This is a genomic window from Pantoea sp. CFSAN033090 (genome assembly GCF_001264395.1).
Classification (GTDB): domain Bacteria; phylum Pseudomonadota; class Gammaproteobacteria; order Enterobacterales; family Enterobacteriaceae; genus Pantoea; species Pantoea agglomerans.
Genome location: NZ_LGYX01000003.1, coordinates 82,489 through 103,967, shown reverse-complemented (window position 1 = coordinate 103,967; position 21,479 = coordinate 82,489). Strand labels below are relative to the sequence as shown.

Sequence of the window (21,479 nt, the reverse complement as noted above, 5' to 3'; positions counted from 1 at the left end):
AAAAAGGGCAGCGCGACAGGCTGCCCTTTTTACTGATATGAACGCGGGTTATAAACCGTGATTGCTGTTTATTTTTCTGCGATGACTTACGCTTTCCGCGGATAGCTGTCGCTGTTCACCCAGGCGTGATCTTTCTCCCAGGTAAATTTCCACAGCCGCACCGGCCCCGCCATCACGTTCAGATAGTAGTTATTGTATCCCGCCAGCGTCGCTACCGGATGATAGCCGCGCGGTACCATCACCACGTCGCGATTATAGGGTGCCATACAGACATCCAGGGAACGGTCGTCGGTGTAGACGCGCTGCATGGCAAAGCCAGGTTCCGGATCGAAACGGTGATAGTAGGTCTCTTCCAGGTAGGTTTCGTTTTCACTCTCCTCCTGGTCGTGCTTGTGGCTGGGATAAGAGCTGGTATCGCCCTCGTTGGTATAGACTTCCACCACCAGCAGGCTATCAGCCGGTTCATTGTCAGGCAGGATATTGTGAACCAGGCGCTGGTTGCGCCCTTTTCCGCGATGCTCAACGCCGACATCGGCTGGTGCAATCAGGCGCGCAGGCAGATTCCCCTGACCGGGCGCATTACAGACCGCCAGCTCAAGATCGCTGTCAGCGTAAACCTCTACTTCATCATCATGCGGCACATAAACGGAATAAGGCGGTACGCGCTCAAAAGGCGACATGCGCTGACCGATACCGGGAAAATCAGCATGGCGGGTTTTTACCGAGGCCAGCCCGGCCACCAGCACCAGACACAACTCTTTGTCACCACTGCTGAGACGCAGGGTTTCCCCTTTCTTCAGCAAATAGGCATCAAATCCCACATAACGCCAGCCGGCGCGCTCAGGCGTCACATGCTGAATACGACCCTGCGCGTCAGGGGCTTGTGCTTTCGACAGTAAAGACATCCTGATACTCCTCTCTGTCACGATTGACGCTGCGGTGGGCTCGCGGGCGCGGTGCCAGCGAACAAAGCGACCGGCAGATTATCCTGCCGGTCGCGCACCGGGATCAGCGTTGAAATGAATCAGCCTAAGGTTGGCATACTGAATTCAGACACAGTCTGCTGACCGGATGGCCAGCGTACGGTGGCCGTTTTCATGCGGGTATAGAAACGCACGCCATCCGGCCCATGAACATTGAGCGCGCCAAACACTGAACGCTTCCAGCCGCCGAAGCTGTGGAACGCCATCGGCACCGGAACCGGCACGTTGACACCGACCATACCCGCTTCAACGTTCTGCACAAACTCACGTGCGGTGTGACCGTTGCTGGTGAAAATCGCGCTGCCGTTGCCGAACTCATGGCTGTTAACCAGTTGCAGCGCACTGTCGTAGTCCGGCGCGCGCATGATGCTCAGCACCGGCCCAAAAATCTCTTCACGCCAGATCACCATCTCAGAGGTGACATGATCAAACAGCGTGCCGCCGACGTAGTAACCTTCGGCGTGACCCGCAACCTGCACGTTACGACCATCGACCACCAGCTTCGCGCCTTCCTGCTCGCCTTTGTCGATGTAGCCCAGCACTTTCTTCTGGTGCGCCGCTGAAACGACCGGTCCCATCTCATTTTCATCAGCGCCCTGATTAATGCCAGGGCCGATGCGCAGCGCGTTCACCAGCGGAGTCAGACGGGCGATCAGCTTGTCGGCGGTATCATCGCCCACGGCGACCACAACCGGCAGCGCCATGCAGCGTTCACCAGCAGAGCCAAACGCACCGCCCATGATGGCGTTGACGGTGGCATCCAGATCGGCATCCGGCATAACGATAGCGTGGTTTTTCGCCGCGCCAAACGCCTGTACCCGCTTGCCGTGGGCGCTGGCGGTTTTATAGATATGCTCAGCCACGCCAGAAGAACCGACGAAGCTCACCGCGGCAATACGCGGATCTTTATAGAGCTGCTCAGCATCTTCATTGGAACTGTGCACCACGTTGAATACGCCATCGGGCAGGCCCGCTTCGGTCAGCAGTTCAGCCATACGCACTGCCGCGGAAGGATCCAGAGCCGGTGGCTTCAGCACAAAGGTGTTACCGCAGGCCAGGGCTATCGGGAACATCCACAGCGGTACCATCGCCGGGAAGTTAAACGGCGTAATGCCCGCCACGACGCCGACCGGTTGCATCAGCGAGTAGCTGTCAACGCCGCTGCCGACGTTCGGGGAATATTCGCCTTTGAGCAGATGGGGGATCCCGCAGGCAAACTCAATCACTTCGATGCCACGCGTCAGTTCACCCAGCGCATCAGACCAGACTTTGCCGTGCTCAGAGACAATCAGCGCCGCCAGCTCGTCACGGTGCTTCTCCATAAGGGCTTTAAAGTTGAACAGAACGCGGGCGCGACGCAGCGGCGAGGTTTTCGACCAGGCGGCAAAAGCGTCATGCGCGACACCAATCGCCTGGGCCACTTCATCAGCGGTACTTTGCGTCAGTTCACGTACCACTTTGCCGGTTGCCGGATCGTAAACAGGAATGGTTTCGTTGCTGGCGCTGAAAGTGGTTTTACCGCCAATAAAGTTACCTATGATTGTCATGATGTTGCCTCTTTAGATGGTTAAGTTCCCTGCAGACGGACCATGCGACCTGCCACACTGCCTGACCAGGCAAACCTGAAAGCGTGCTATGAAGCTATTACAGTGGAACAAATTTTTCAAATGGTTCTTTTTGGAAAATTTGATTTTAGCGGCACAGATCGCATTTTTCCCGCCACTTAGTCTCTCGCGGCATCACGATGACGGGAGGCCACTAATAGCGGCCAGCCTTAGCGTAGCAGGGTAATAGCCGGGGAGTGGTTTGGGCGTTTTACTGCGAAGTCGATCCAGCCTTTATGCATCGGGCTGAAACGGAATATGAAATTAATGCGAGGCTGATCTAATAATTTGTTTTTCATTATTCACTATTAATGAAATAAATGTTCTCTTTGGTCGCATCATCCTCCTGTCCCGGAGTCAGTGCATGGCCATCGATCCAACCCGTTTCTGTATCAACCGCAAAATTGCGCCCCGGCTCTCGCTGGAGGCATTTTTTCAGCTGGTTCAGCGCCTGGGGCTGAGCAAGGTTGAACTGCGAAATGACATGCCGGGCGGCAGCGTCACTGACGATCTCAGCACCGATCAGCTGCGCGCTCTGACCGACAGGTATCATATTGATATCATCACCATTAATGCGCTCTATCCGTTTAACCGCATTGATGACGCGCTACTGGCCCGGGCCGAAGCACTGTTACAGACAGCACAACAGATTGGTGCAAAGGCGCTGGTCATGTGTCCGCTGAATGAGGGGATTGCCGTGTCGCCTCAGCAAACCCAGGCGGCGATGCAGCAGCTGGCCCCGCGCTTTGCCCACTATGGCATTCAGGGTCTGGTGGAGCCGCTGGGTTTTCCGGTCAGCTCGCTGCGTTCGGCGGTACAAAAGCAGCAATTGATCGCCGCGGCGGACGTGCCCTTTAAGTTATTGCTGGATACCTTTCACCATCATCTTTATGAGCTGGCTGAGCAGGAGTTCCCAGCAGGCATTGATGTTAACCAGATTGGTCTGGTGCACCTTTCGGGCGTGGAAGATCGCCGTCCGACCGCCGAACTGACCGATGAAGAACGCATCATGCTAAGTGATAACGATGTACTGAAGAGCGTGGTGCAGGTGAAGCGGCTGGAGATGCTTGGCTATAAGGGCGTTTATGCCTTTGAGCCTTTCTCCAGTCAGCTCAGCAACTGGACCCCTGCGGAGATTGAACGCCAGATCCGCAACAGTATTGAACTGCTGCAAGCCTGAATCCTGTTCTGCGCTTTGCGCGCACCATTAATCGGTTTATCTGTGTCTGAAAAGACGTTCTGGCCCGCTGCTGGGCCATTTTTTTTATCCTGATGAATCGTCTGCTGCCGGCAACACCGCCTGACGCCGCTGCATGCGCAGCGTGCAGAAAAAAGCGACGCAGACCAGCAGCGCCGTGAGCAGGTAGACGCGTGAGACACCCGCATAAGTCATGATGAATCCGGCAAGTGGCCCGGTTATCCCCAGCGACAGATCCATAAAGGCGGTGTAGGTCGCCAGCGCGCTGCCCTGATTCTGCTGCGGCACCACTTTTACCGCCACCACGCCCAGCGCCGGGAATACCAGCGAGAACCCGGCACCGGTCAGAAATGCGCCTGCTTTTGCCATCCAGGGATCGCCCGCTGCGGCTACCAGAAACAGTCCGGCGGCTTCAACCGCCAGGCAGATGCTGGCGACCCGCAGACCGCCGTGGCGGTTAATCGCATTCGGGAACAGCAGGCGCGCGCCGACGAAAGCGCCGCTGAACAGGGAGAGCGCAAAGGCGGCCCCTTCCCAGCCTTTATCCTGATAGAACAGGGTAATAAAGGTGGCGATGACACCGAAACCCGCCGAACCCATCGCCAGAATCGCACCAAAACCGGCGATTTTCCCCAGCACCGCACGAAACGGCAGGGGTCTGGCCCGGCTGGCTTTTACGGCCGGACGCGGCACCGCGCAGACGATGCCCACCACGCAGATAGCAACAATGACCAGCGACAGCCACAGCAGGCCACCCGCCCGGAATATCACTACGCCGAGCGGCGCGCCAATCGCCATCGCGCCATAAGTGACGATGCCGTTCCAGGAGATGACCCGGCCAATGTGAAGCGAACCCACCCGCGCCACACCCCACAACGAGGTGCCGGTGCCGGTAAAACTCTGGCCCACGCCCAGAATCAAGCGGCCCACGCAGAGTAGCGTCAGGCTTAACAGCGGTGATTCGATGAGCGCAGCCAGCAAAATACATAACCCGCTGATCAGACAGCCAACCAGTCCGGTCACCACCACTTTCTTTGGCCCCCAGAGATCGGCGTAGCGTCCGGCGTGTGGGCGGCTCAGCAGCGTCGCCACATATTGCAGGCTGATCACCAGGCCCGCCCAGAATGCGCTGAAGCCCAACTGGTCATGCACCCATCCTGGCAATACCGCCAGCGGCAGACCGATAGTGAGATAGCTGGCAAAGTTGTAGGCCACGATAGAGAGGATCAGCAGAGAGATGTGCAGGTTTCCGGATGGGGTGTTCGGTTCCGCGGCAGGCTGTTCAGGCATGAGTCCTCGCGCTCGTATTTGGCTGAATGATAAGGTTTATCCTTTAACTATACCCGCTTTCGCCACTGGTGCATCTTAATGACACGGCTATCGGGCGGCTGCCCCTGCCCGGACGTGCAGCAGAAAGCCGGGTAAAAACCGGCACAATGGGGAGTTGCTGCTCTGCCGCGATAGCTGAGTGCTGTGGCGCTGATTACATCACCCACCTGCCGCCGTGCTTTACCGTTTCTCTGATAAATCAGATTGTTAATTTTGTTTCAGCTACACTTTCAACAGCCAAATTACGTTATGAGAGAGAGAATGAGCGAGCTGCAACGGGAAAAGATCGGACAAAATATTCTGATAAAACTGGCGATGCTGGTCATTATCCTCGCCGGGGTTCGGGCAGCGTCCGATATTCTGGTTCCGCTGCTGCTGGCGGCGTTCTTTGCCATTGTGCTGAATCCGCTGGTGACGATGCTGATGCGTCGTGGCTTCCGCCGTGGACTGGCGATTGGGCTGGTGATCACGGTGATCTTCTGCGCTCTCGTGCTGCTGGGTGCCATTATTGCCAGCTCAATGAGCGAGTTTTCCGATCTCTATCCGCAACTGCGCGCCACCATGGAGCAGAAAATGACGGTGCTGCAACATCTGGCGGCGGGCTTTCATCTTAATATTTCAACCGATGCGCTGGTACAGCGTTTCGATCCTAATACCATGATGAACCTGGCTACCGTGGCGCTGAGCGGCTTTTCCGGCGCGATGACCAATACCGTGCTGCTGGTGCTGACCGTGGTCTTTATGCTGTTTGAGGTCCATCACCTGCCCTATAAAATGCGCAACGCGCTGGTGAATCCGAAAATTCGCATCGCCGGATTGCATAAAGCGCTGAAAGGCGTCACGCACTATCTGGCGCTGAAAACCCTGGTGAGTCTGATAACCGGCATCGCGGTCTGGCTGAGTCTCTATCTGCTGGATGTGAAGTTTGCGCTGTTATGGGGTGTCGTAGCGTTTATCCTCAACTTTATTCCCAATATCGGCCCGATTATCGCCGGTATCCCGCCCTTCCTGCAGGCGTTGTTACTGAACAGCCTGTTTGATGCCGCGATGGTGGCGGCGCTGTTTACCGCGATTCATATGGTGTTTGGCAATATGCTGGAACCGCGCCTGATGGGGCGCGGTCTTGGCTTATCGACACTGGTGGTGTTTCTGTCGCTGGTGTTCTGGGGCTGGCTGCTCGGTCCGGTCGGCATGCTGCTCTCGGTGCCGCTCACCAGCATTACTAAAATTCTGATGGAAACCACGCCAGGCGGCAGCCGTCTGGCGATTATGCTAGGCACCGGACGACCCAAGCGGGCGCGGGCATTAACCAAGTAGCCGCTGCTGCACGTGCTGGAGATGGCTCTCCATCGCCTGACGGGCTGCTGCTTCATCGCCCGCCACAATCGCATTGGCGATCTGCTGATGGTCAGCGTTCATCTCCTGCGCGAAGCTGTTATCGGCATAATGGCGCTCCAGTCGCTGCACATGCGGGCTGTGGCGCCGGTTCCATAACTGCTCCAGCAGGTCGCGTAATACATCATTGCCGCTCATCTCACTGATCAGCAGATGGAAGCGCTTGTCCTGCTCCAGAAAGGCCGCGTCGTTTTCATTGTACTGCTGCAGTTCAGCGGTCAGCGCCAGCAGTGCTGCACGCTGAACGGTGGTGCCGTTACGTGCGGCAAATCCTGCCAGCATCCCTTCAAAGGCTTCACGCGCCTGCAACAGATCCTGCAGACTGCAGGTTTCGCTCTCCTGCGGAACCGCAGCCTGCGGCAACGGCTGGGCGACGTAAACGCCGTTGCCAGTGCGGATATCGACCCAGCCGGTCATCTCCAGCGCAATCAATGCTTCACGCACTGATGAACGACTGACACCCAGCTGTTTTGCCAGCTCACGCTCCGGTGGCAGCAACCCACCTGCCACAAAGTCACCGCGCGTGATACCGGCCATGATGACATTGGCGATCTGACGGTACAGGCGCTCGGTTTTTATTACTGGCAGCGTCATCACCCTCTCCTCTGATTGCACTTAAAAGCGATCTCTTCACCGATGCAGTTTGTCATGCTGCGATCCGGATCACGGCCCTGTTTTGTCCACTATCATACTCTTGGCCCAGCGGCCTGACCACTGGGCCACATCACAGTTGAGGAGTAAAAATGGAACATACATGGCGATGGTACGGCCCCAACGACCCGGTCTCACTGGATGATGCGCGTCAGGCGGGCGCGACCGGCATTGTGACGGCGCTGCACCATATCCCTAACGGCGAGGTATGGCCGGTTGAGGAGATTAAAGCGCGTCAGGCACTGCTGGCGGAAAAAGGTCTGGTCTGGTCGGTGGTAGAGAGCATCCCGGTCCATGAGGCGATTAAAACCCAGCGTGGTGACTACCTTCGCTATATCGCCAATTATCAGCAGTCGATACGCAATCTGGCCGCCTGCGGCATTGATACCGTCTGCTACAACTTCATGCCGGTGCTGGACTGGACCCGAACCGACCTCGCCTGGACGCTGCCGGATGGCGCAAAAGCGCTGCGCTTCGACGCCGACGCTTTTGCGGCCTTCGAGCTTTATCTGTTGCAGCGTCCGGGGGCCGAGCAGGATTACAGCGCTGCCGAGCAGCAGGCCGCCGCTCAGCGCTTTGCCGCCATGAGCGCAGAAGAGAAAAGCACCCTGGTGCGCAATATTATCGCCGGTCTGCCAGGCGCCGAAGAGGGTTACACCTTGGAGCAGTTTCAGGCGCAGCTGACGCAGTATGACGGCATCGACAAAGCGAAACTGCGCGAGCATATGGCCACCTTCCTGCGCGCCATCGTGCCGGTTGCGGAGGAAACGGGCGTTAAACTGGCGGTGCATCCGGATGACCCACCACGTCCTATTCTGGGTCTGCCGCGCATTATTTCTACCCAGGAAGATATGCAGTGGCTGAAAGAAACCGTGGACAGTCTGCACAACGGTTTCTGTTTCTGTACCGGCTCCTATGGCGTGCGTGCTGACAACGCGCTGGTTGAGATGGCGGAAACCTATGCCGACCGCATTAATTTTATCCATCTGCGCGCCACGAAACGCGAGGCAAACCCGGCCAGCTTCCATGAAGCAGCGCATCTGGCGGGCGACGTCGATATGGTCGGCGTGATCAAGGTTATTCTGGCGGAAGAGCAGCGCCGCCGTCGGGCGGGCAACCTGCGGGCGATTCCAATGCGTCCCGATCACGGCCATCAGATGCTGGACGACCTGCATAAGCGCACCAATCCCGGTTATTCCGCCATTGGCCGCCTGAAAGGCCTTGCCGAACTGCGCGGCGTTGAAGTGGCGCTGAAACAGATCTATTTTGCCGATTAAATAAAACGTCCTGCCCTGCGCCCGCCCAGGACGGGCCAGGGTCTCTTCTGGCCGCTGCGGCGGATCGGCCTTTTGCCCTGCCTGCCTCCCGTTTTCACCTGATTGTTTTGCTGCATCGCAACGAAAACCAAACAACCTGTCAAAAAATGCAATGTCTGGTCGATAATTGACCTTAGTCAGTTCTCCTGATCGCAAAAACGCTAATCTGCACCGCCCGGAGAGATGCTATGCTGCGCCACTGATCAGCACCTCCGCATAACACCAATAATACTCAGAGGATTCAGCGGTGCCGCTACTGAAACGAAAACGCGACTACGCCAGGCTGGTGATTATTATTTCCGGCGTGCTGCCTCTGATTATTGGCATTTTTTTCACCGCCCTGGATGCACGCCACACCGTGTATCAGCAGCAGGTAACCGCGGCGAATACGCTGTTATCTCAGGCTGAAAGAATGAGCGACAGCGCCTGGGATATGATTACCGTGCTGCGCCAGTTTCATCATCAGCCCTGCAGCCAGATTGAAAACCAGTTGCAGCGCATTGGCTCGCTCAACCCCTATTTTCGCGCGATCGGTAAAATGGAGCAGGATCACATCGCCTGCTCGTCGGTGTATGGTTCACGCCCAGGCCTGCTGAAAGAGATGATCATGCGCGACGCGCCGGTTACCGGAAAAGCCTGGTGGAGTCTGTCCATTGCCGGGACATCGGGCGTACCGAATCGTCCGGCCGTGATTTTTATGCGCGATCTGCCCGATGGCGAGGGATTCTGGGCAGTGATTGATGGCCAGTATCTGATCGATTTTATGCGCGCGATCAGCAGCAGCCATCTCTATCATTTCAGCATGACGTTCAGCGGCGGCGCGCCGATCTCGTTTGGCGATCCACACATCGCCGCGTCCAGCTGGTTTGAACCCATGATTTATCAGGCCCTCTCCCACCGCTATCCGCTCTCTGTCACCCTCATTGCCTCACCCTCTGAACTGATCTCGGCCTGGCGTCAGGTGATGTTTATCATCATGCCGATGGCCGCTATCTTCTCTATTCTGCTGATGATGCTGATGGCGAACTGGCTGAAACGGCGTATTTCATGGCGCGATGAGATTCGCCGAGCCATCACCAGCGGCCAGTTCAGGGCGCACTATCAGCCGGTCTATGACAACCGGCTGCAACGCTGCAGCGGCGCTGAAGCCCTGCTGCGCTGGACAACGCCCGACGGTAAAGGCGTGCGGCCAGATATTTTTATCGGCGCAGCAGAAGCGGAAGGCATGATTGTGCCGCTGACCCGCCATCTGCTCGATTTAATTGCAGAGGATGTGCAGGCGTGGCAGGTTGAGTCCCATTTCCACCTGGCCATTAACGTGGCGGCGGATCATCTGCAGCATCCTGACTTTGTCGACGATATGCTGCAGTTTGCCGAACGGATCAAAGATAAGCAGTTTCTGATTACCCTGGAGCTGACCGAGCGCAGCCTGATCAAAGATGGCGCTGAGGTGGCACGCAAGCTGGAGCAGTTACGTGGTTGCGGCATGAAGGTCGCGATTGATGATTTTGGTACCGGACACTGTTCGCTGAGCTATTTACAGACCTTCACGATAGATTATCTGAAAATCGATCGCGGCTTTATCAACGCGATTGAATCCCTGGAAGGCAGAACGCCGGTGCTGGACGCCATTATCCAGCTCAGCCATGAGCTTGAGCTGGAAGTGCTGGGAGAAGGCGTTGAGACCGCGTTACAGTTCAGCTATCTGCAACGGCGCGGCGTGGTCTTTATCCAGGGCTATTATTATGCCCGCCCGATGGACAACACGGCGCTGGTTGCCTGGCTGACCGATCGGGGCGAACAGCCGATTGAACGGGAGCTGGCTCTTCAGACCCGGCAGGAACCCGACGTCTGAACCAGAGCAGATGGCAGCTGAACCGCCAGTCGAGCCACATTCACTCATCTTTCTGCTCTCCGCCCTGTGATGCAAAGCGGATAGCCGCTTCCGGTGCCAGCGTGGCCCGTATCTTCCCTTCTTTGCCCCTGATTCGCTGAAAAAAACGGCGGTCGTCACGCTCAGTGATAATTTTTTTGCGGTTGCAAACAGCTCTATTTGTTGTAAAAACAGGCCGGATGTAGCCCAAACATGACAGATATCACACAAAAACGGTATACTCTGTCGCTGTTCGCAATAATCACAACAGTAATTATTGTGTCTGCCGGCGCATAAACAGTGCTTATTTACGGCTATGCTTAAATTTCTCAACGCAGCGGTCTGAACGACTCACACCCGGCTCGCGCCGTTGAGGACTTTCGTGTTCCAATACAGGGTAATTCTATGAAATTGCGTAGGAAGCGTGTAAAACCAATTGGGATCGATGATGTGACTATCATCGATGATACCCGTTTACGTAAAGCCATCACCGCGGCCTCTCTGGGCAACGCGATGGAGTGGTTCGACTTCGGTGTTTACGGCTTTGTGGCCTATGCGCTGGGTAAGGTCTTTTTCCCGGACGTTTCACCGGGCGTTCAGATGATAGCGGCGCTCGCCACTTTCTCTGTTCCTTTCCTGATTCGCCCGCTGGGTGGACTGTTCTTCGGTATGCTGGGCGACAAATATGGTCGTCAGAAAATCCTCTCCATCACCATCATCATCATGTCGGTCAGTACTTTCTGTATCGGCCTGATACCGTCCTACGCCTCCATCGGCATCTGGGCACCTATTCTGCTGCTGTTAGCGAAGATGGCTCAGGGCTTCTCGGTGGGCGGTGAATATACCGGTGCCTCAATCTTTGTGGCCGAATATTCGCCTGACCGTAAACGCGGCTTTATGGGAAGCTGGCTCGACTTTGGTTCGATTGCGGGCTTCGTGCTCGGTGCGGGCCTGGTGGTGCTGATTTCCTCCATTATCGGAGAAGAGAGTTTCCTTGAGTGGGGCTGGCGTCTGCCGTTCTTCGTCGCGCTGCCGCTGGGAATTATCGGTCTTTACCTGCGTCATGCGCTGGAAGAGACCCCGGCATTCCAGCAGCACGTGGACAAACTGGAACAGGGCGACCGCGAAGGCCTGCAGGATGGTCCACAGGTATCGTTTAAAGAGATTGCGACCAAACACTGGCGCAGCCTGCTCTCCTGTGTCGGCCTGGTTATCGCCACTAACGTCACCTACTACATGTTGCTGACGTACATGCCGAGCTACCTGTCACATAACCTGCACTACAGCGAAGACCACGGTGTGATGATTATCATCGCCATCATGATCGGTATGCTGTTTGTCCAGCCAATGATCGGCATGATGAGTGACCGTTTCGGCCGTCGTCCGTTTGTCATCATCGGCAGTATCGCCCTGATGATCTTCGCGATTCCCGCCTTTATGATGATCAACAGTGGCGTACTGGGACTGATTTTTGGTGGTCTGCTGCTGCTGGCGGTAATCCTCAACGCCTTTACTGGCGTGATGGCCTCTTCACTGCCTGCGATGTTCCCGACGCACATCCGCTACAGTGCGCTGGCGAGTGCGTTTAACATCTCGGTACTGGTTGCCGGTCTGACGCCAACGCTGGCTGCCTGGCTGGTAGAAACGACCAATAACCTCTACATGCCAGCCTACTATCTGATGGTGGTGGCAGTGATTGGTCTGATTACCGGTCTGTACATGAAAGAAACTGCCAACAAGCCCCTGAAAGGCGCGACACCGGCGGCTTCTGATATGGAAGAAGCGCGCGAAATCCTGCAGGAACATCACGATAACATCGAGCACAAAATCGAAGATATCGACGAAGAGATCTCCCGCCTGGAAGCGAAACGTAAAAACCTGGTGCAGCAGCATCCGGATATCAACGAGTAATCGTTCTGCTCTCCCGCCGCCCGGCGGGAGAGTTCTTTTCCCCCTCTCTTACCGCACACAAACCTTCATCCCTCGCGGGCAAAGGGAGTAAACTGTTGTCACTTTTTTCACCTGCGTAAGAATGAAAATGTCTGATTATTCCCTTATCCAGCGCCCAAGAAGATTGCGCGCCAGCGCCTCAATGCGTGAAATGTTCCAGGAGTCCTCACTGAGCCTGAACGATCTGGCTCTGCCCATCTTTGTTGAAGAAGAAGTCGACGATTACAAAGCGATTCAGGCGATGCCTGGCGTGATGCGTATTCCGGAAAAACGTCTCGCCTATGAAATTGAGCGCATCGCCAAAGCGGGTATCCGCTCGGTGATGACCTTCGGTATTTCGCACCACACCGATGCCACCGGCAGCGATGCCTGGAACGAGAACGGTCTGGTGGCACGTATGTCCCGCATCTGCAAAGATACCGTGCCAGAAATGATCGTGATGTCTGACACCTGCTTCTGTGAATACACCAGCCACGGCCACTGTGGCGTGTTGTGTGATCACGGCGTCGATAACGATGCTACCCTGGAGAACCTGGGTAAGCAGGCCGTCGTTGCCGCCGCAGCCGGTGCGGATTTCATCGCCCCGTCAGCGGCGATGGATGGTCAGGTTGAGGCGATTCGCCGGGCACTGGACGCCGCGGGCTTCACTCAGACCGCCATCATGTCCTACTCCACCAAATTCGCCTCCTCGTTTTACGGCCCTTTCCGTGAAGCGGCCGGAACGGCGCTGAAAGGCGACCGTAAAACCTACCAGATGAACCCGATGAACCGCCGTGAAGCGATCCGTGAATCGCTGCTCGACGCGGCGCAGGGCGCGGATTCACTGATGGTGAAACCGGCAGGTGCTTATCTGGATATCCTGCGCGATATCCGTGAACGTACCGAATTGCCGCTGGCGGCTTATCAGGTGAGTGGTGAATACGCGATGATCAAATTTGCCGCTCAGGCCGGTGCCATTGATGAACGCAATGTGGTGCTGGAAAGCCTGGGTGCGATTAAACGCGCCGGTGCAGACCTGATTTTCAGCTATTTCGCCCTTGATCTCGCCGAACAAAAAGTGCTCTGATCCCCTCCTTATAAAGAGCGTGATGGCTATGTCACGCTCTTCTTCTTCGCCGTAAGGCAAACACCAGAACCTGGCTTGAGCTAAAAAAATAAAGGGCTCTGTGATGAAAGCACCTGAAATCGCTGCCGACGAGGCACAACGTTTATCGCAGTTGCGTGCGCTGAACATAATGAACACCCCAGCGGAAGAACGATTTGATCGTTTAACCCGTCTGGCGCGCCGCCTGTATGACGTTCCTATCGCGTTAGTAAGCCTGCTGGAAGCTGACCATCAGTGGTTTAAATCCGCTCAGGGCTATGAACCCGCAGGATCGCCCCGCGACATCTCCTTTTGCGGTCATGCCATCCTGCAGGATGAGATCATGATCGTTGAAGATGCCGCAGAAGATGAACGTTTTTATGATAATCCGCTGGTTACCGGCGAACCGCATATCCGCTTTTATGCCGGCTGTCCGCTGCGGGCACCGGGCGGCGCTAAAATGGGTACCCTCTGTATCATTGGTCGTGAACCGCGTCAGTTTAATGAAGAGGATCAGGCCACGATGCGCGACCTGGCCGCCATGGCCGAAGCGGAACTGGTCGCCTTTCAGACTGCCACCTGTGATGAACTGACGCAGATCACCAATCGTCGCGGCTTTATGACGCTGGGACAGATGGTGCTGAACGAGTGCCGGCTGAAAAACCGGCCTGCCTGCCTGACCTTTCTCGATCTCGACAAATTTAAGCAGATTAATGACACGCTGGGCCACCGCGAAGGCGACCGGGCGCTGATGGACTTTGCCGATGCGATGAAAGTGGTGTTTAAGCATTCGGATCTGTTTGCCCGTCTGGGTGGCGATGAGTTTGTGGTGCTGTTTAATGGTCTGCAGCAGCAGCAGAGCGAAGCGCTGCTCCTGCAGTTTGACCGTTATCTGCAACAGCAATCAGTCAGTCTGAACCGCCGTTACCGCCTGCAATTCTCGTCCGGCGTCGTGGAGTTTGACGCGGCGCATCCGCAATCGCTGGAGCAGTTGCTGCACGACAGCGATGAGCAGATGTACCTCAGTAAAAAGCAGAAACGCGTGGCGATCTAAGGTCAGGCGCCGCAGCGCCTGACGGTTCAGGGACGCGCCAGATCGTCGAGCAGCGTCTGGTTAAATTTTGCCGGCTCTTCCATTTGCGGCGCGTGTCCCATACCGGGGAATTCGATTAAGCGCGCCCCCGGAATGCGTTTTGCGACCTCTTTCCCCAGTACCGCGTAATCACCCAGCCGGGCTTTCACCTCTGCCGGGGCGATATCACTGCCGATGGCAGTCGTGTCTGAGGTGCCGATCATCAGCGTGGTGGGCACTTTCAGATCGCCGAATTCATAAAATACGGGCTGCGTGAAGATCATGTCGTAGATTAAGGCGGAGTTCCACGCCACCTTCTGGTGGCCCGGCCCACTGTTGAGTCCGGCCAGCATATCAACCCACTTGTCATATTCGGGTTTCCAGCGACCGACATAGTAGGTCTGCTGCTCATACTTCTTAATGCCCTCTGCGCTGAGTTTGAGTTCGCGCTGATACCATTGATCCACGGATCGCCACGGTGCGCCTTTGGCTTTCCAGTCCTCCAGCCCGATCGGGTTAACCAGCACCAGCTTCTGCGTCTGTTCCGGGTACATCAGCGCATAACGTGTTGCCAGCATTCCGCCAGTGGAGTGACCCATAATCACCGCCTTCTTCACACCCAGCCGGGTGAGCAACTGGTGGGTGTTATCTGCCAGCTGCTGAAAACTATACTGGTAACTGGCTGGCTTGGTCGAGCTGCAGAAGCCAATCTGGTCGGGCGCGATAACGCGATATCCCTGCTGACTGAGTGCGCGAATGGTCTCTTCCCAGGTCGCACCACAGAAGTTTTTACCGTGCATCAGCACCACGGTTTCGCCGTTGGCCCGTTGCGCCGGTTTCACATCCATATAGCCCATACTCAGCGGCTGCTGCTGGGATTTAAAATCAAAATGCTGCAACGGATAGGGGTATTGAAATCCTTCCAGCTGTTCGCCATACACACCAGCGGCACTGGCCGGTGCATGAGCAAATAACGCCAGCGAGGTGAGCAAGGCGGCAAGCGGTTTTTTCAGCGCGTATGTCGGGCTCATCCGGGGGGTTCTCCAGGTTAAAGGTGAGCCGTAAGCCTGGCATGTCGCAGCCAAAAATCTATTGATGTGCCGTGCTATAGCCGTGATGACAGAGACTCCGGCAGGGTAAACCGTGAGTCTGGCTGCGGACCCACACCTCGTTTTGATTACTGTCCCGCGGAATCACTTATTCATTCACCTACAATTACCAACAGATTAATCACAATTCATCTTTTTTATTAATAACACCCCCTCAAATGAATATCTTCAGAGATAACGATTAAAATCCTGAAAAATCTTTACGCAAAGAATAAGCACATTAAGATAAATATTTTAGAATCTTCTTAAATCAAACAGGGGGTTCTATGAACGAAAATAAATATAACGAAAGCGTGATCGTCTCTATCACTGAGTGGATTAATAATAATCTGGACCAGCGTTTAAGCGTTGATGATATTGCAGAAAAGGCGGGTTACTCTAAGTGGTATTTACAGAAACTTTTTGCCCGTTATCATAATGAAACCCTGGCGCGATATATTCGTAAGAAAAAGCTTAACGCCAGTGTTCATGATTTAAAAAACAGCCGCACGCCCATCATCAGCCTGGCGCTGAAATACCATTTTGAAAGCCAGCAATCTTTTACCCGATCTTTTAAGCAGATTATGGGTTGCACGCCGAGCGTCTGCCGTAAACGTCTGATGAAGGACGAGGCAAAGCAGCAGCTGGACGACGTTGATGATCCCTGTGCGTTGTGCAGTTACGGTCGGGCGGAAAGCATAAAGCAGAGCTGTGGCGTAACAGTCCGGCCTGTTACGCGCTCAGCGCGCGGATATGCGCCGGCAGACGCTTTCCGCGATCCAGGTTAATCAGGATTCATCCGGCTGATAATATTGCACACCAATCTTAATACGCTCACGTCCCTGGGTGACGCGATGACGATTGGTGTCGCGCAGTGAATAGACACAGCCACAATATTCCTGCTGATAGAAACTCTCGCGCTTGCTGATTTCAATCATGCGCGACGACCCGCCGCCTTTACGCCAGTTAAAATCCCAGTACATCAGATCCGGATACGCCGCCGCTGCGCGGACTCCGCAGCTGTTAATCTGCTTCATATCTTTCCAGCGCGAAATACCCAGGCAACTGGTCATCACCGGGAAACCGTTCTCATGGGCATAGAGTGCCGTACGTTCAAAGCGCATATCAAAGCACATGGTGCAGCGTTCACCCCGTTCCGGTGACCACTCCAGGCCGCGCGCCCGCTCAAACCAGTTATCCCGGTCATAGTCCGCATCAATAAACGGCACACCAAATTTTTCGGCAAAGCGAATATTCTCCTCTTTACGCAGCTCATACTCTTTGAGCGGATGAATATTCGGGTTGTAGAAATAGATCGTGTATTCAATGCCGAATGCCAGCATCGCTTCCATCACCTCACCCGAGCAGGGTGCGCAACAGGAGTGCAGCAGGACTTTTTTATGGCCGCCCGGCAGAGGCAGCGGCTGACGCTGGAAAGGTTCAGACATAAGCACCTTCAATCAATAGCAGTAAAGCGGCAGTGTAATGCCGCAGGCGGGCAGTTGCAAAACCTGACCTGACGCGCCCTGTTTTGCGTAATCGTGCCCCGGCCACGGTTTCCCTCTCCTGAACCAACCCGCTGATCTCTGATGCTTTCTTATCGCAGCAATGCTATGTGGCACCGGTGATAGCCGGAAGTGTGATCGCCCCCACACTGGCATCGACTATGTTTACATAACATTAACAATATTGACACAGAACCCCCGCAAGGAGACTCGCATGGTCGCGGCAAAAAAATCGGGAAATCAACAGAACCGCTTTACCTGGTTCGTCTGTTTTATGGCTGCGCTGTCCGGCCTGCTGTTTGGTCTGGATATCGGCGTCATTGCAGGTGCCTTGCCGTTTCTGGCGAAGGATTTGCAGATCACTAACCATCAGCAGGAGTGGGTAGTGAGTTCGATGATGTTTGGCGCGGCGCTGGGCGCACTGGCGGCGGGCTGGATGTCATCAAAGCTGGGACGCAAGAAAAGTATGCTGGCGGGCGCGACGCTGTTTGTCATTGGCTCGCTGTGGTCAGCCTTCTCACCGGATGTGGAGTCGCTGGTCTGTGCCCGCGTGATGCTGGGTCTGGCGGTGGGAATCGCCTCTTACACTGCGCCACTCTATCTGGCGGAGATTGCGCCTGAACGTATTCGTGGCTCAATGATTTCGATGTACCAGCTGATGCTGACCACCGGCATTGTCGTGGCCTATCTCTCCGACACCGCGTTCAGCTACAGCGGTAACTGGCGCGGGATGCTCGGCGTGATCGCCATTCCGGCGGTGATCCTGTTTATCGGCGTGCTGTTTCTGCCCAACAGTCCGCGCTGGCTGGCGGCGCACGGACGCTTTAACGAGGCGCAGCGGGTGCTGGATCGGCTGCGTAACAGCAGCGAACAGGCCCGGGAGGAGCTGGAAGAGATCCGGGAAAGCCTGCAGGTGAAGCAGCGCGGCTGGTCGCTGTTCCGTTCTAATGGCAATTTCCGCCGCGCGGTGTGGCTGGGTATGCTGCTACAGGTTATGCAGCAGTTTACCGGCATGAATGTGGTGATGTATTACGCGCCTAAAATCTTCAACATCGCCGGCTTCTCCAGCACCAGTGAGCAGATGTGGGGCACGGTGATTGTCGGGCTGGTCAATATGCTGGCCACGCTGATTGCGATCTTCTTTGTCGATCGCTGGGGTCGCAAGCCGATGCTCACCACCAGTTTTCTGGTGATGGCGGTTGGCATGGGCGTGCTGGGAACGCTGTTGCACATCGGCGTTGAAACAGATTTCCGCAAATACTTTGCTGTCGCGATGCTGCTGATGTTTATCGTCGGCTTTGCGATGGCGGCCGGACCGGTGATCTGGCTGCTCTGTTCAGAGATTCAGCCACTGAAAGGGCGTGATTTCGGCATTACCGCCTCCACCACCACTAACTGGGTCGGCAATATGATTGTTGGCGCCACCTTCCTGACCATGCTGGATCAGCTGGGTAATGCCAACACCTTCTGGTTCTACGGCGCGCTCAACCTGGTGTTTATCGTGCTGACGCTGATGCTGGTACCGGAGACCAAACATGTGACGCTGGAGCACATTGAACGCAATCTGATGAAGGGTAAAGCGCTGCGTGACATCGGGGCGTAACCGCCCCGCTTCAGGCTACCACTGCAGTTGCTGTCCGGCGTAATCGACATAGTGATGACCACCGCGACCGCGCCACTGGATCAGCTGCTGGACGATACCGGCGGCACTCTCTTCTGCCGTCAGGGGCGCACTCTCGCCGCCCATATCCGTTTTCACCCAGCCGGGATGCAGCGTCAGCAGCGTCCCGCTCTGCGCTTCCACTGCCGGAGTCAGCGTGCGGCTCAGCATATTCAGTGCGGCTTTGCTTGCCGAGTAAATCGGCATCTGCGCCTCCGGATTTTCATTCAGGCTGCCGAGCTGGGATGAGGTCAGCGCCAGCACGCCATCCTGTTTCAGCAGCGGCAACAGGATCTCTGCGCTGCGAACCGGGGCTATCGCATTGGTCAGGAACAGCTGCGCCAGCGCCTGATCGTCACTCTGCGACACCTTCTGGTGCGCAGGCCCGGAAATCCCGGCGTTAATCAGAATCGCATCGAACGACTTGCCACTGAGCTGGCTGGCAAACTGTTGAACCGCTGATGAGTGGGTCATATCCAGCGAATGCCAGTGAATGTCTGGCCGGTTACCCTGCTCCGGGATGCCACTACGATGCGTGGCCGTGACCTGCCAGCCCTCATCGGCAAAGGCCTGCGCCACCGCCAGACCGATACCACGTGAAGCACCAATAATCAGAACCTCTTTTTGCTGAGCCATATTCATTCCTCGTTGATTGTCTCGTCACAAGCTTAACGGTAAATCTGCCCAGGCAGCGGCCAGTTGTGCTTTTTAGCCAGACGACCGCACTGCAGGTAAAACCCCACGGCGTAGCGCTGTTGATGGTTTTCCATCATTAAATCGCTTTATCTTTTACTTTTAACCGGTTAGAAGAGATAAACAGTCTGACAGGCAGCAGTCAATTTGCCATTTTCGCATGGAGTCTGAATGAAAAAGCTCACCTTAGAGGTGGTGGCAAAAATGGCAGGCGTCGGGATTGCGACGGTCGATCGGGTGCTGAATGAGCGCGGCGGTGTCTCCCTGGAGACCAGCCGTAAAGTCCTGAAAGCCGCGCGCGAAGTGGGACTGAAGCGTCTGCTGCCAGAGGAGTACCAGCATCCGTGGCAGATTGAGGTGTTCCTCAGCAATAACGGCTCATCCTTTTTTCAGCAGCTCACCACCCATTTCAGCGAGGTCGCCAGTCAGCTTGGCTATCGCCGCCTGAAACTGCACAAAACCCTGGTGGCCGAAGCGCAGCCTGAGCAGCTGGCGCAAAGCATTATCGCCCGCAGTAGCACCCGCGACGGCATTATTGTTTTTGCGCATGACTCGCCGCCCATCTATCGGGCACTGGCGCTGTGCCGCAGCCGCAATGTGCCGGTGATCACCATCGTCACCGATCTGCCCGATGCCGACCGCTTGTGTCATGTTGGTATCGACCAGTATCAGGCGGGACGCACAGCCGGACTGCTGATGAGTAAGACAGTGAACCAGCCCGGCGACATTCTGATGGTCAGTGGCCGTTTTGATTACCGCGCCCATCGTCAGCGTATCGCGGGATTCCGTGAGGCCATGGAGCAGCGCGCGCCGCAGCGTCATCTGCGTGAAGTGCTGTCGGGTCAGGATCAGCGGGAAACCATCCGCAGTGAGCTGGCCCGCCATCTGCGTCCGTCGCAGGCGATTGCAGGGGTCTATAACACCGGCATGGGGAATAGTGATGTCAGCGACACCCTGCGCGCCCACCAGCTGCTGGGTAAATGCACCTACATCACCCATGAGCTTTATGATGTCACCCGCCAGCTACTGCTGAACGATGAAGTGGCCTTTACCCTGGATCAGCATGCTCAGCAGCATGCCCGTTTAGCGATTGATCTGATGCTGAGTCATCTCGAAACCGGCTATCAGCCGGATGTCTATCAGGCGGGCAAAGTGGCCTTTCGGCTGTTTACGGCGGAAAATATGGTGTGAGGTGGAAACTGTTTCCCATGATGAAGCGCTGTCATTAAGGGAAACAGATTGGGCTCAATTAACCCGCGGTATCCCGGCTTTCATCGTCCGGGCTGTCGCCTTCCTCATTACCCTGGCTCTTCTCCACTTCCTGCGGATGTCCCATCGAAAGCGCCGTGGCGCTGGCCGGATCGAATAGTGACAGACTTTCTATCTGGTCAACCATGATCACTTTACGGAACGACATCGCATCTTTGGGTTTCGAGTCGAGCGTGATGCCATGCTCGGCGTACCATTTGCTGTAGTTATGTTCCACCGCCAGCTTCAGCGTCTTGCTGTCGCGATATCCGCTCAGCATCGGGATCAGCACGATGTTTTTGGTGCTTTCATATTCAAAGGTCGAGGCATGAACCATGCCGATGTAGATGCGGCGCGACTTCAGCGTAATCCACGCCAGTTCGCCCTCTTCCATGCACTGAAACAATAATTGCTCCACGCCATTGGAGCGTGACAGTCGCTGATAGAGGTCTTTACGACCGGAAACGTTCAGTCGTGCGCTGCCTGCCCAGTTTGAGCGATAGAGACAGAGCAGAATGGCAAAGGCGAGCATGATCACCACCGGAGCCTGGATGCCCAGGAAGCTCCAGTTCATAAACTCCACCTGCCACTTCAGATGAACGCCGGGGATTATCTGGACGGCGTTGGCGATGCCGGAGATACAGAGCAGCAGTAACCAGACGATGCCGGTCGCGAACACACCCTGCAGCACAAAAATACAACCGTAAAGCGCGACCAGGAAATAGACATCCCAGCCCGACGAACGACGGATTTTAAAGCGGCTGTTCAAATCACGGCTGGTGTACCAGTAACCACTGACCATCAACACCATAAATATTGCGGTACCCACC

18 protein-coding genes are annotated in these 21,479 nt (G+C 55.8%); 10 read left to right on the top strand and 8 right to left on the bottom strand.

What is annotated here, in order from left to right; translation table 11 throughout:
- Positions 1-86: 86 nt before the first annotated feature.
- Together iolB and AFL22_RS02905 are read right to left on the bottom strand one after the other, a co-directional pair.
- A complete protein-coding gene (gene iolB / locus AFL22_RS02910; protein ID WP_010671521.1) occupies positions 87-905 on the bottom strand; it encodes a 5-deoxy-glucuronate isomerase in 819 nt (272 codons plus the stop codon).
- 119 nt (positions 906-1,024) lie between these two features.
- Entirely contained in the window at positions 1,025-2,530 is a 1,506-nt protein-coding gene (locus AFL22_RS02905) for a CoA-acylating methylmalonate-semialdehyde dehydrogenase (RefSeq protein ID WP_010671520.1), read from the bottom strand.
- Between the two features lie 421 nt (positions 2,531-2,951).
- Here AFL22_RS02905 and AFL22_RS02900 point away from each other — a divergent pair, with 421 nt between their 5' ends.
- A complete protein-coding gene (locus tag AFL22_RS02900) occupies positions 2,952-3,767 on the top strand; it encodes a TIM barrel protein (protein WP_052270761.1) in 816 nt (271 codons plus the stop codon).
- 84 nt (positions 3,768-3,851) lie between these two features.
- On the opposite strand, the gene AFL22_RS02895 is transcribed toward AFL22_RS02900, so the two are convergent.
- Positions 3,852-5,075 (bottom strand): MFS transporter, encoded by a 1,224-nt coding sequence (locus tag AFL22_RS02895; RefSeq protein WP_033785697.1) that lies wholly within the window; start codon positions 5,073-5,075, stop codon positions 3,852-3,854.
- Positions 5,076-5,375: 300 nt separating this feature from the next.
- Here AFL22_RS02895 and AFL22_RS02890 point away from each other — a divergent pair, with 300 nt between their 5' ends.
- A complete protein-coding gene (locus AFL22_RS02890) occupies positions 5,376-6,431 on the top strand; it encodes an AI-2E family transporter (protein ID WP_010253354.1) in 1,056 nt (351 codons plus the stop codon).
- On the opposite strand, the gene AFL22_RS02885 is transcribed toward AFL22_RS02890, so the two are convergent.
- Positions 6,420-7,103, bottom strand: coding sequence for a FadR/GntR family transcriptional regulator (locus AFL22_RS02885; protein ID WP_010253357.1), 684 nt, complete (start codon positions 7,101-7,103; stop codon positions 6,420-6,422). The genes AFL22_RS02890 and AFL22_RS02885 overlap by 12 nt on opposite strands.
- Positions 7,104-7,252: 149 nt before the next feature.
- Between AFL22_RS02885 and uxuA the strand changes: the two genes are divergently transcribed.
- The 5 genes from uxuA (at position 7,253) to AFL22_RS02860 (ending at position 14,437) form a co-directional block, all read left to right on the top strand.
- Positions 7,253-8,437, top strand: a complete 1,185-nt coding sequence (gene uxuA, locus AFL22_RS02880; protein WP_010253360.1) for a mannonate dehydratase — start codon at positions 7,253-7,255, stop codon at positions 8,435-8,437.
- Positions 8,438-8,723: 286 nt separating this feature from the next.
- On the top strand, positions 8,724-10,331 hold the full coding sequence (locus tag AFL22_RS02875; protein WP_052270760.1) for an EAL domain-containing protein: 1,608 nt from the start codon (positions 8,724-8,726) through the stop codon (positions 10,329-10,331).
- Between the two features lie 423 nt (positions 10,332-10,754).
- Complete coding sequence (gene proP / locus AFL22_RS02870) at positions 10,755-12,260, top strand: glycine betaine/L-proline transporter ProP (RefSeq protein ID WP_010253365.1); 1,506 nt, start codon at positions 10,755-10,757, stop codon at positions 12,258-12,260.
- Between the two features lie 127 nt (positions 12,261-12,387).
- The gene (gene hemB, locus AFL22_RS02865) at positions 12,388-13,365 is read left to right on the top strand and encodes a porphobilinogen synthase (protein ID WP_010671515.1); all 978 of its coding nucleotides are present in this window, start codon (positions 12,388-12,390) and stop codon (positions 13,363-13,365) included.
- Positions 13,366-13,468: 103 nt separating this feature from the next.
- Entirely contained in the window at positions 13,469-14,437 is a 969-nt protein-coding gene (locus AFL22_RS02860; RefSeq protein ID WP_010253370.1) for a sensor domain-containing diguanylate cyclase, read from the top strand.
- A 26-nt stretch (positions 14,438-14,463) separates the two neighbouring features.
- On the opposite strand, the gene AFL22_RS02855 is transcribed toward AFL22_RS02860, so the two are convergent.
- On the bottom strand, positions 14,464-15,486 hold the full coding sequence (locus AFL22_RS02855; protein ID WP_033759078.1) for an alpha/beta hydrolase: 1,023 nt from the start codon (positions 15,484-15,486) through the stop codon (positions 14,464-14,466).
- Between the two features lie 344 nt (positions 15,487-15,830).
- Between AFL22_RS02855 and AFL22_RS02850 the strand changes: the two genes are divergently transcribed.
- Positions 15,831-16,331: a helix-turn-helix domain-containing protein gene (locus tag AFL22_RS02850; RefSeq protein ID WP_010253373.1), complete on the top strand. Its 501-nt coding sequence runs from the start codon at positions 15,831-15,833 to the stop codon at positions 16,329-16,331.
- Here the strand turns inward: AFL22_RS02850 and AFL22_RS02845 are convergent, their stop codons facing one another.
- Positions 16,332-16,991: an epoxyqueuosine reductase QueH gene (locus tag AFL22_RS02845; protein WP_052270759.1), complete on the bottom strand. Its 660-nt coding sequence runs from the start codon at positions 16,989-16,991 to the stop codon at positions 16,332-16,334. It lies immediately after the preceding gene.
- A 271-nt stretch (positions 16,992-17,262) separates the two neighbouring features.
- On the opposite strand from AFL22_RS02845, the gene AFL22_RS02840 reads away from it, so the two are divergent.
- Positions 17,263-18,651 carry a sugar porter family MFS transporter gene (locus tag AFL22_RS02840; RefSeq protein WP_010253379.1) on the top strand — a complete coding sequence of 463 codons (1,389 nt, stop codon included), beginning with the start codon at positions 17,263-17,265 and terminating at the stop codon, positions 18,649-18,651.
- A gap of 15 nt (positions 18,652-18,666) precedes the next feature.
- Here the strand turns inward: AFL22_RS02840 and AFL22_RS02835 are convergent, their stop codons facing one another.
- Entirely contained in the window at positions 18,667-19,344 is a 678-nt protein-coding gene (locus tag AFL22_RS02835; RefSeq protein ID WP_010253382.1) for an SDR family oxidoreductase, read from the bottom strand.
- Positions 19,345-19,572: 228 nt separating this feature from the next.
- Between AFL22_RS02835 and AFL22_RS02830 the strand changes: the two genes are divergently transcribed.
- Complete coding sequence (locus tag AFL22_RS02830; protein WP_010253385.1) at positions 19,573-20,592, top strand: LacI family DNA-binding transcriptional regulator; 1,020 nt, start codon at positions 19,573-19,575, stop codon at positions 20,590-20,592.
- 58 nt (positions 20,593-20,650) lie between these two features.
- On the opposite strand, the gene AFL22_RS02825 is transcribed toward AFL22_RS02830, so the two are convergent.
- Positions 20,651-21,478, bottom strand: a complete 828-nt coding sequence (locus tag AFL22_RS02825; protein WP_052270758.1) for a hypothetical protein — start codon at positions 21,476-21,478, stop codon at positions 20,651-20,653.
- Between the last annotated feature and the right edge of the window lies 1 nt (position 21,479).

Excerpts from the sequence above, each read along its gene's own strand:
- hemB (WP_010671515.1), top strand. The coding sequence starts at position 12,388 with ATGTCTGATTATTCCCTTATCCAGCGCCCAAGAAGATTGCGCGCCAGC.
- proP (WP_010253365.1), top strand. The coding sequence starts at position 10,755 with ATGAAATTGCGTAGGAAGCGTGTAAAACCAATTGGGATCGATGATGTG.
- AFL22_RS02905 (WP_010671520.1), bottom strand. The coding sequence starts at position 2,530 with ATGACAATCATAGGTAACTTTATTGGCGGTAAAACCACTTTCAGCGCC.
- AFL22_RS02845 (WP_052270759.1), bottom strand. The coding sequence starts at position 16,991 with ATGTCTGAACCTTTCCAGCGTCAGCCGCTGCCTCTGCCGGGCGGCCAT.
- AFL22_RS02850 (WP_010253373.1), top strand. The coding sequence starts at position 15,831 with ATGAACGAAAATAAATATAACGAAAGCGTGATCGTCTCTATCACTGAG.
- AFL22_RS02840 (WP_010253379.1), top strand. The coding sequence starts at position 17,263 with ATGGTCGCGGCAAAAAAATCGGGAAATCAACAGAACCGCTTTACCTGG.
- AFL22_RS02830 (WP_010253385.1), top strand. The coding sequence starts at position 19,573 with ATGAAAAAGCTCACCTTAGAGGTGGTGGCAAAAATGGCAGGCGTCGGG.
- uxuA (WP_010253360.1), top strand. The coding sequence starts at position 7,253 with ATGGAACATACATGGCGATGGTACGGCCCCAACGACCCGGTCTCACTG.
- AFL22_RS02890 (WP_010253354.1), top strand. The coding sequence starts at position 5,376 with ATGAGCGAGCTGCAACGGGAAAAGATCGGACAAAATATTCTGATAAAA.
- AFL22_RS02895 (WP_033785697.1), bottom strand. The coding sequence starts at position 5,075 with ATGCCTGAACAGCCTGCCGCGGAACCGAACACCCCATCCGGAAACCTG.
- AFL22_RS02855 (WP_033759078.1), bottom strand. The coding sequence starts at position 15,486 with ATGAGCCCGACATACGCGCTGAAAAAACCGCTTGCCGCCTTGCTCACC.
- AFL22_RS02885 (WP_010253357.1), bottom strand. The coding sequence starts at position 7,103 with ATGACGCTGCCAGTAATAAAAACCGAGCGCCTGTACCGTCAGATCGCC.
- iolB (WP_010671521.1), bottom strand. The coding sequence starts at position 905 with ATGTCTTTACTGTCGAAAGCACAAGCCCCTGACGCGCAGGGTCGTATT.
- AFL22_RS02835 (WP_010253382.1), bottom strand. The coding sequence starts at position 19,344 with ATGGCTCAGCAAAAAGAGGTTCTGATTATTGGTGCTTCACGTGGTATC.
- AFL22_RS02860 (WP_010253370.1), top strand. The coding sequence starts at position 13,469 with ATGAAAGCACCTGAAATCGCTGCCGACGAGGCACAACGTTTATCGCAG.
- AFL22_RS02900 (WP_052270761.1), top strand. The coding sequence starts at position 2,952 with ATGGCCATCGATCCAACCCGTTTCTGTATCAACCGCAAAATTGCGCCC.